At 36.5% G+C, this 8,146-nt stretch carries 8 protein-coding genes; 1 reads left to right on the top strand and 7 read right to left on the bottom strand.

Translation table 11 applies throughout. The annotated features are described in order from the left end of the window. The first annotated feature begins 207 nt into the window (after nucleotides 1-207). Nucleotides 208-441 carry an HPr family phosphocarrier protein gene (locus RRY75_RS02160; protein ID WP_332493806.1) on the top strand — a complete coding sequence of 78 codons (234 nt, stop codon included), beginning with the start codon at nucleotides 208-210 and terminating at the stop codon, nucleotides 439-441. Between the two features lie 65 nt (nucleotides 442-506). Here RRY75_RS02160 and thiI read toward each other — a convergent pair whose 3' ends face one another. The 7 genes from thiI to dnaK all read right to left on the bottom strand — a co-directional run bounded on the left by thiI (nucleotide 507) and on the right by dnaK (nucleotide 8,122). Continuing rightward, nucleotides 507-1,688 carry a tRNA uracil 4-sulfurtransferase ThiI gene (thiI, locus tag RRY75_RS02155; RefSeq protein WP_332493807.1) on the bottom strand — a complete coding sequence of 394 codons (1,182 nt, stop codon included), beginning with the start codon at nucleotides 1,686-1,688 and terminating at the stop codon, nucleotides 507-509. After that, entirely contained in the window at nucleotides 1,685-2,857 is a 1,173-nt protein-coding gene (locus RRY75_RS02150) for a cysteine desulfurase family protein (protein ID WP_332527193.1), read from the bottom strand. The genes thiI and RRY75_RS02150 overlap by 4 nt, the downstream gene beginning before the upstream one ends. Nucleotides 2,858-2,933: 76 nt before the next feature. Continuing rightward, a complete protein-coding gene (locus tag RRY75_RS02145; protein WP_332493810.1) occupies nucleotides 2,934-3,302 on the bottom strand; it encodes a response regulator in 369 nt (122 codons plus the stop codon). After that, on the bottom strand, nucleotides 3,302-4,045 hold the full coding sequence (locus tag RRY75_RS02140) for a 16S rRNA (uracil(1498)-N(3))-methyltransferase (protein WP_332527192.1): 744 nt from the start codon (nucleotides 4,043-4,045) through the stop codon (nucleotides 3,302-3,304). The genes RRY75_RS02145 and RRY75_RS02140 overlap by 1 nt, the downstream gene beginning before the upstream one ends. 1 nt (nucleotide 4,046) lies before the next feature. After that, a complete protein-coding gene (prmA, locus tag RRY75_RS02135) occupies nucleotides 4,047-4,985 on the bottom strand; it encodes a 50S ribosomal protein L11 methyltransferase (RefSeq protein WP_332493812.1) in 939 nt (312 codons plus the stop codon). Between the two features lie 26 nt (nucleotides 4,986-5,011). Then, on the bottom strand, nucleotides 5,012-6,166 hold the full coding sequence (dnaJ, locus tag RRY75_RS02130; protein ID WP_442935411.1) for a molecular chaperone DnaJ: 1,155 nt from the start codon (nucleotides 6,164-6,166) through the stop codon (nucleotides 5,012-5,014). 114 nt (nucleotides 6,167-6,280) lie between these two features. Then, nucleotides 6,281-8,122: a molecular chaperone DnaK gene (gene dnaK / locus RRY75_RS02125; RefSeq protein WP_332527191.1), complete on the bottom strand. Its 1,842-nt coding sequence runs from the start codon at nucleotides 8,120-8,122 to the stop codon at nucleotides 6,281-6,283. Between the last annotated feature and the right edge of the window lie 24 nt (nucleotides 8,123-8,146).

The following is an 8,146-nucleotide window of genomic DNA, read 5'->3' as shown; positions in this document are numbered from 1 at the left end:
CTTCTCCTTTAAATAACTCTACAACCGCTTCGGTGTCATACTGATTCACCTTACAGCCTAAAGTATAAGTCGCAATATGTCTAGATTCGTTTTCTTTCTTCATTTTATTCTCCTTTTTCAAAACTTATTCTATGATTAACTTGTTACATATTGACACTGTTTCGTATTCCATATATGATACAATTAATATTGTAAGGAGGAATAAGCATGACATCTGTAACCATTAGTTTGAACTCAATAGAAAAAGTAAAACAATTTGTTAATCTTATTAGTAAATATGATGGTGACTTTGATCTAACCTCTGGTAGATACGTCATTGATGCCAAGTCCATAATGGGTATTTTCAGTCTTGACTTAAGTAAACCTCTTAAGCTAGATATTTACAATGATCAAGCGGCCAGTGTGCTCATGATGCATCTTAAAGAATTTATTGTCCATTAAAAACATAACTATACATTAAAAGTCTACTTTTACAAGTAGACTTTTAATTTTATACTGTCAAACTTTTATACGGTAATCACTTCTGTTGTATCAATTGCTTGTTGAATCATTTCTTCAATACAATCTGCAAGTTTTGTTTCAGATTGCTCTATAATCTCAAGCTTTGGTTTTGTTTCTGGGTGCTTAGGTACAAATATTGTACAACAGTCTTCATATGGTAAAATAGATGTTTCATAGGTATCAATTTTCTTAGAAATTTGTATAATTTCTTCTTTATCAAAACCAATAAGTGGTCTAAAGACTGGCATCTCACTTGATGCATCTGTTACAACTAAACTATGCATTGTTTGACTTGCAACTTGTCCAATACTCTCACCTGTAATAAGCCCTTGACTACCATTTTCACGACCAATACGTTGTGTAATCTCCATCATAATACGGCGCATAATGATGGTAAGCTGTTCATGTGGACATTTTTCATAAATAGCCATTTGAATGTCTGTAAAAGGTACAACATGTACTTTCATTTGACCTGTATACAAAGCAACCTTTTTAGCAAGGTCAATAACTTTTTGAGTTGCACGTTCACTTGTGTATGGAGGACTATGGAAGTAAACTGCATCAATTTCAACCCCACGTTTAGCAATCATCCACCCAGCTACTGGGCTATCAATACCACCGGAAAGTAAGAGTGTGGCACGACCATTCGTTCCGTAAGGCATACCGCCTGCACCTTTATGTGTTCCTGCATACACATAAGTTTCATTTCTAAGTTCTACATTTAAAATAATGTCTGGATTGTGTACATCCACTTTAAGTTGCTCTTTGAAAGCATCTAATAAGTATCCACCAAGTTCTGCATTGACTTCCATAGAGGACATAGGAAAACGTTTATCTGCACGTCTTGTATTTACTTTAAAAGTTAAATGACTTTTTGTTTCTAACTCTTTTTTCATATGTGCCACTGCTAAAGTTTGAATGGTCTCCATAGAAAGCTCTTTCATTTTAATTCCATAAGAAATACCGATAATTCCAAAGATACGGCTTAATTTTTCAATGATAATCTCCGGATCAATTGAATCATCTGCAGGCTCTACTGTAATACGCCCTTGTTCTTTTCTTACCTCAAATTTCCCAATTGGTTTAAGGTTTTTACGAATAGTCGCAACTAATCTATTTTCAAAAATAAATCTATTTTTACCTTTAATGGCAAGTTCCCCGTATTTCACTAAGAACACATTTGTCATTTTTTCTTTCCTCCTAATGTAAATTTTCTAAGTAATATTACTTGTTTTTTAAGTACGTCCATACAATAGTCTAAATCTTCTTTTGTCGTCTCTAGACTAAAGGAAAAACGAACGGCATTATCTAAAGCTTGATCTTTTAGGCCTATTGCAGCTAGTGTTCCACTTTTGGCAACTTTATTAGAAGCACATGCAGAACCTGAAGAAACATAAATTTGATACTGTTCAAGGGCATGGAGAAGGACTTCAGCACGTACGTTATCAAATCCAACATTTAAAATATGTGGTGCACTTGTCTCCATATCTTCTCCATTTACATAAGTTCCTTCTACTTCGCTTAAAATACGTTCTGCTAAATATATTTTAGCACTTTGGTAGGCCTCTAAGATAGCTTTTTGATTTTCAATTACATAACGGGCTGCTCTATACATTCCATAAATGCCTGCTACATTCTCTGTACCCGAACGTAGATTCTTTTGTTGGCCTCCGCCATGGAGTTGGTTGAGAACTCTTACTTTTTTACTTTTATAAAAAAGGCCTACGCCACGGGGTCCATAAAATTTATGTCCACTAATTGAAAGTAAATCAATTTGGGCTTTACGTACAGAAAGAGGTACTTTTGTAAAAGACTGTACTGCATCTACATGAAAGAATGTCTTAGAGTTTTTAGCTTTAATGCATTTGCCAATACGTTCAATATTTTGAATGGTCCCAATTTCATTATTCACATGCATAATACTCACTAAGGTTGTTTCCTCATTAATGGCTTCTTCTAAGAAGCTTTCATCGACATAGCCTTTTTCATCTACAGGAATAATGATCACTTCAAAGCCCTCAGCTTCTAAATGTTTAAAAACATCACCTACAGAAGGATGCTCAATAGCTGTCGTCAAAATTCTTTTCCCTATTTTTTGATAGGCATGTGCGACACCCAAAATAGCCAAATTATTACTTTCAGTTCCTCCTGATGTGTAAATGATTTCATCTTCTGTACACCCAAGTACATTTGCAAAATAAGTCGTACACTCTTTTATCTTATTTTCTGCTTCAATACCCTTTTTATGCAAAGAAGATGGATTTCCATAATAATCACGCATGATTGTTGAAACCGCTTCGATAGTTACTTCTAGCGGCTTGGTTGTTGCTGCATTATCTAAGTACACTTCTTTCATCATTTTTCCTCTTATCTCTTTAAAAATCAATCTTTATAAATTTATTCCACAAAAAATGGGGGACACAATCCCCCATTTATAGATTTTTTACATTTTCAATCGCTTGAAGTACACGTGCTTTTTCAAAAGGCTTAACAATAAAGTCTTTAGCACCTCTTTTAATCGCTTCAATTACTCGAGATTGTTGCCCCATTGCAGAGCACATAATAATCTTAGTATTTGGACTTACTTGCAAAATTGCTTCAATTGCTTGAAGCCCATCCATTTCAGGCATTGTAATATCTAAAGTCATCATATCAGGCTGAAGTTTTTTAGCAATTTCAATTGCTTCTAGGCCATTACCTGCTTCTCCAACAACTTGATAGGAGGATTCTACTAACATTTTTTTGAGTACTGTACGCATAAATATAGCATCATCTACTACGACAAACGTGCGTTCACCCATCAATCCATCTCTCCCATTTCGTACATTATATTGGTAAGTGTGACTAAACTAGCTGTTTCACTACGCAAAATACGACTTCCTAAGCTTACTGAGTGAACTTTTCTTCTGATTGCCTCTTGCACCTCTTCTTCTGTAAATCCGCCTTCTGGGCCAATAAACAATCCAAAATTATGTGATGATGTGTTTTTTAAAATTTGACGAATACCTTGTTCATGCTCTTTTTCATATGGAATAACTGCAAACAAGCCCTTTTCTGTTGCAAATTCAAGTCCTTCATTAAAGTCCATGGGAGGTGTTACTTCAGGTACCATTCCTCTACCACTTTGTTTGGCTGCTGACTCTGCAATCTTATTCCATCTTTCTACTTTTGAAGCCATTTTCTTTGGATTCTCTATCTTAACAACACATCTTGATGTACAAAGTGGCACAATCCTAGTCACTCCAATTTCAACAGCTTTTTGGATGACCCACTCCATTTTCTCCCCTTTAATTAAAGACTGAAAAAGTGTGACCTCAATTGAAGGTTCACTGGAGGAATCTGCTACACTACTAATACAAGCTCTAATTTTGCTACTTTCTATTGCATTTATTATACACTTATAGTCGTGACCTTGTCTATCATTTATTATAATTTCATCACCCATTTGAAGTCTGAGTACATTTTTCATGTGGTTAACATTTTCGTCATCAATAATAATTTCATTTTCTAAAATATTAGAAGCTTTGACAAAAAACTTTGGCATCTTACTTGCTCCTTTTACTTACAATCGCTAACCATTCTCTTTGTTGATGAATCTCAACAATTTCAAAATGATTTTTTTCTAAAGCCGCAAGTACATCTTCTTTTCTCATTTCAATAATTCCAGAGGCAATCCAGAGGCCATCTTCTTCTATTACCTCATTTACTTGTTCTGCAAGCATAATAATCACATCTGCAATGATATTAGAAACGACAATGTTCCCTTTTTGTTTGACCACATCGATTAAGTTCCCAGCATAAACTTCCATTTTATCTTCGACATGGTTATAAGCAACATTTTCTTTTGCTACTCTTACTGCAACCGGGTCAATATCTACACCGATCACGTGTTCAGCACCCATTTTTGCTGCAATAATTCCTAAGATGCCACTTCCTGTCCCAATGTCTACAATGGTTTGATTAGGTTGCATATACTTTTCAACAAGTTCCGCACACATAGCTGTTGTTTCATGTGTACCTGTTCCAAAGGCCATACCTGGGTCCATTTCAATAATTAAATCATCTGTTGCAGCCTCATAGTCTTCCCATTTAGGCTTAATAACAATATGATCACCCAGTTTAACAGGTTTATAGTATTTCTTCCACTCATTTGCCCATTTTTCTTCTGGGATATCAAGTAAAGTAATTTTGCCTGTTCCGACATTTAAAAATTCACTGATATGCTTTAAGTGACCTTTAATAGCCTCTACTTTTTCTTCAACATCTATCTCTGTTGAAAAATACGCTTTTACTACCACAGTGTCCATATCCTCACTGAGCAGACTCTCATCAATTAGGTCGAAGATGACTTGGGTACGGTCTTGAGAAACCACATCTTGTGGGTCACAAATCTCTACACCACCTGACATCTCCTCCACTAAAAAGTAACTGATGGCTTCTACTGCGTCTCTCGTCGTTTCAATAGCTATTTGAATATAATCCACTGGGTATTCCTCCTACTTGTTCTTGGCTAGTTTTTTCCAAAGAACTTTTCTAGTTTTTTCTTAAAATTCATTTGTTCTGGCTGATGGTCTACTGTCCCATCTGCAAATTCTTTTAAAAGGTCTTTTTGTTTTGTCGTAAGGTTTTTAGGCACTTCTACATAAACTTCAACATACTGGTCACCACGTTGCTTTTTATTACGTAAGCTCGGAATACCTTTTCCTTGTAATCTGAAGGTCGTACCTGTTTGTGTCCCTTCACTGATATTAAACTTCACATTGCCATCTAATGTTGGAATAGAAAGTTCTGCACCAAGCGCTGCTTGTGCAAAGTTAATTGGCATACGCATATGGACATCCATACCACGACGTTCAAAGAATTCATGTGATTTGATGTAAATTGTTAAGAGAAGGTCACCATTAGGTGCACCTACATCTCCTGCTTCACCCTTACCTTGAATACGTAAAGTTTGACCATGGTCAATACCTGCTGGTATGCTTACTGTAATATTTTTACTTACTCTTACTTTACCCTGTCCATGGCAAGCCTGACAAGGGTCACTTACAACTTTCCCTTCACCTTGACAAGCATCACATGTTTGAACACTTTGCATTGCGCCTAAAATGGTTCGTTGTGTTACACGTACTTGACCTGTTCCACCACATTTTGTACAAGTAGTTGCACTTGTTCCAGGTTTTGCTTTTGTTCCATGGCAAGTTTCACAGGTTTCAGCAGTTTGAATCTTAATTTCTTTTTCTACGCCAAAGGCTGCTTCTGCAAATTCCACTTGAATGGTTTGTTTAATATCGTTACCTGCTCTAGGTCCTCGTGGACGACGACGTCCGCCTCCACCTCCAAACATATCTCCAAAAACGCTTCCAAAGATATCATCCATATCAAAGTCAAAGCCGCCACCAAAGCCACCTGCACCAGGTCCGCCACCTTGTTCAAAGGCACTATGTCCATAGCGGTCATAGGCACCTCTTTTTTCTTGATCGCTTAATATTTCATAAGCTTCGCTTGCTTCTTTAAACTTAGCCTCAGCTTCTTTATCCCCTTCATTTGTATCTGGGTGATACTGCTTTGCTAATTTTCTATAGGCTTTTTTAATTTCTGCGTCCGTTGCACCTTTTTGTACACCGAGCACTTCATAATAATCTCTTTTTGCCACGTTTATCACCATCCCATCTCATTAACATATTCCATTATACTGACAGTTGTGTTCTTATACAAGCATAACGTAGAAACAGTCAAAGAGCATACTCTTTGACCGTTCTACTTATTTCTTCACTTTTTATTACTCTTCTTTGAAATCTGCATCGATGACATCATCGCTTGCAGCGTTAGAAGCGCCGCCCATATCTTGGCCTGGTTCACCTTGTGGTGCAGCTTGTGCATACATTTTTTCAGAAATTGCGTAGAAAGCTTGTGTTAATGCTTCTTTTGCTTCTTTAAGTTCATTTACTTCAGCATCTGTAATTGTTTCAACGTTAACACGCTCATTGATTTCTTTTAATGTGTTAAGTTTCGCTTCAACATCTGCTTTATCTGCTGCTTCTAATTTATCTTCCATATCTTTCATCATTTTTTCTGTTTGGAAGACCATGCTATCTGCTTCGTTTTTAACATCAATTGCTTCTTTACGTTTTTTATCTTCTGTAGCATAGCGTTCAGCTTCTTCAACTGCTTTATTAATTTCATCATCACTTAAGTTTGTACTTGCTGTGATTGTAATGTGTTGTTCTTTACCTGTTCCTAGATCTTTAGCTGTAACTTTAACGATACCATTTGCATCGATATCAAATCCAACTTCAATTTGTGGAACACCACGTGGTGCTGGCATAATACCATCTAATTTGAAGTTACCTAAAGTTTTATTTTGGTTAGCCATTGGTCTTTCACCTTGAACAACGTGAATATCAACGGCTGGTTGGTTATCTGCTGCTGTTGAGAATACTTGGCTTTTCTTTGTTGGAATTGTTGTATTTCTTGGAATAAGAACTGTAGCAACCCCACCTAATGTTTCAATGCCTAATGATAATGGTGTTACGTCAAGAAGAAGGATATCGCCAACCCCTGCTTCACCTGAAAGTTTACCACCTTGAATACCTGCTCCAACTGCAACACATTCGTCTGGGTTAATACCTTTGAATGGTTCTTTACCTGTAATACGTTTCACTGCATCTTGAACAGCAGGGATACGTGTTGAACCACCTACTAATAATACTTTATCAAGTTCTGAAGCGTTAAGACTTGCATCGTTAAGTGCTGTTTTTACTGGTGTCATTGTACGTTCTACAAGATCACTTGTAAGTTCATCAAATTTTGCACGTGTAAGCGTAATATCTAAGTTTTTACCTGCTGCACAGATGAATGGGATTAAGATATTAGCTGTTGACTTTGAAGAAAGTTCTTTTTTAGCTGTTTCAGCAGCTTCTTTAAGACGTTGCATAGCCATTTTATCAGCTGATAAATCTTCGCCTTCTTGTTTTTTGAACTCTTCTACTAAGTAATTGATAATACGTTGGTCGAAGTCATCTCCACCAAGGTGGTTATCTCCACTTGTTGCTAATACTTCAATAACACCATCACCGATTTCAATAATAGATACGTCGAATGTACCACCACCAAGGTCATATACCATAATTTTTTGTTCTTGTTCGTTTTCAAGTCCATAAGCAAGTGCTGCTGCTGTTGGTTCGTTGATAATACGTTTTACATCAAGACCTGCGATACGACCAGCATCTTTTGTTGCTTGTCTTTGGCTATCTGAGAAGTATGCTGGAACTGTAATAACAGCCTCAGTAACCGCTTCACCTAAGTAGCTTTCTGCATCTGCTTTAAGTTTTTGAAGTGTAATCGCTGAAACTTCTTGTGGTGAGTAGTCTTTACCATCGATGCTTACTCTATGATTTGTACCCATGTGGCGTTTGATAGATGCTACTGTACGGTCATGATTTGTAATTGCTTGACGTTTTGCTACATCTCCTACAAGTCTTTCACCTGTTTTTGTGAAACCTACTACTGAAGGTGTTGTTCTATTCCCATCTGCATTTACAATAACAACAGGCTTTCCACCTTCCATTACTGCTACACAAGAGTTTGTTGTTCCTAAGTCAATACCAATAATTTTTCCCATTATAATTTCCTCCTGATCTCTATT

Origin of the sequence: Niameybacter sp., assembly GCF_036655075.1 — a bacterium.
Classification (GTDB): domain Bacteria; phylum Bacillota; class Clostridia; order Lachnospirales; family Cellulosilyticaceae; genus Holtiella.
This window is presented reverse-complemented; position numbering and strand designations above follow the sequence as displayed.

What these genes read in the sequence shown, in the direction of transcription:
- RRY75_RS02145 (WP_332493810.1), bottom strand. Translation starts at nt 3,302, where the DNA reads ATGGGTGAACGCACGTTTGTCGTAGTAGATGATGCTATATTTATGCGT.
- dnaJ (WP_442935411.1), bottom strand. Translation starts at nt 6,166, where the DNA reads ATGGTGATAAACGTGGCAAAAAGAGATTATTATGAAGTGCTCGGTGTA.
- dnaK (WP_332527191.1), bottom strand. Translation starts at nt 8,122, where the DNA reads ATGGGAAAAATTATTGGTATTGACTTAGGAACAACAAACTCTTGTGTA.
- RRY75_RS02160 (WP_332493806.1), top strand. Translation starts at nt 208, where the DNA reads ATGACATCTGTAACCATTAGTTTGAACTCAATAGAAAAAGTAAAACAA.
- RRY75_RS02140 (WP_332527192.1), bottom strand. Translation starts at nt 4,045, where the DNA reads ATGCCAAAGTTTTTTGTCAAAGCTTCTAATATTTTAGAAAATGAAATT.
- thiI (WP_332493807.1), bottom strand. Translation starts at nt 1,688, where the DNA reads ATGACAAATGTGTTCTTAGTGAAATACGGGGAACTTGCCATTAAAGGT.
- RRY75_RS02150 (WP_332527193.1), bottom strand. Translation starts at nt 2,857, where the DNA reads ATGAAAGAAGTGTACTTAGATAATGCAGCAACAACCAAGCCGCTAGAA.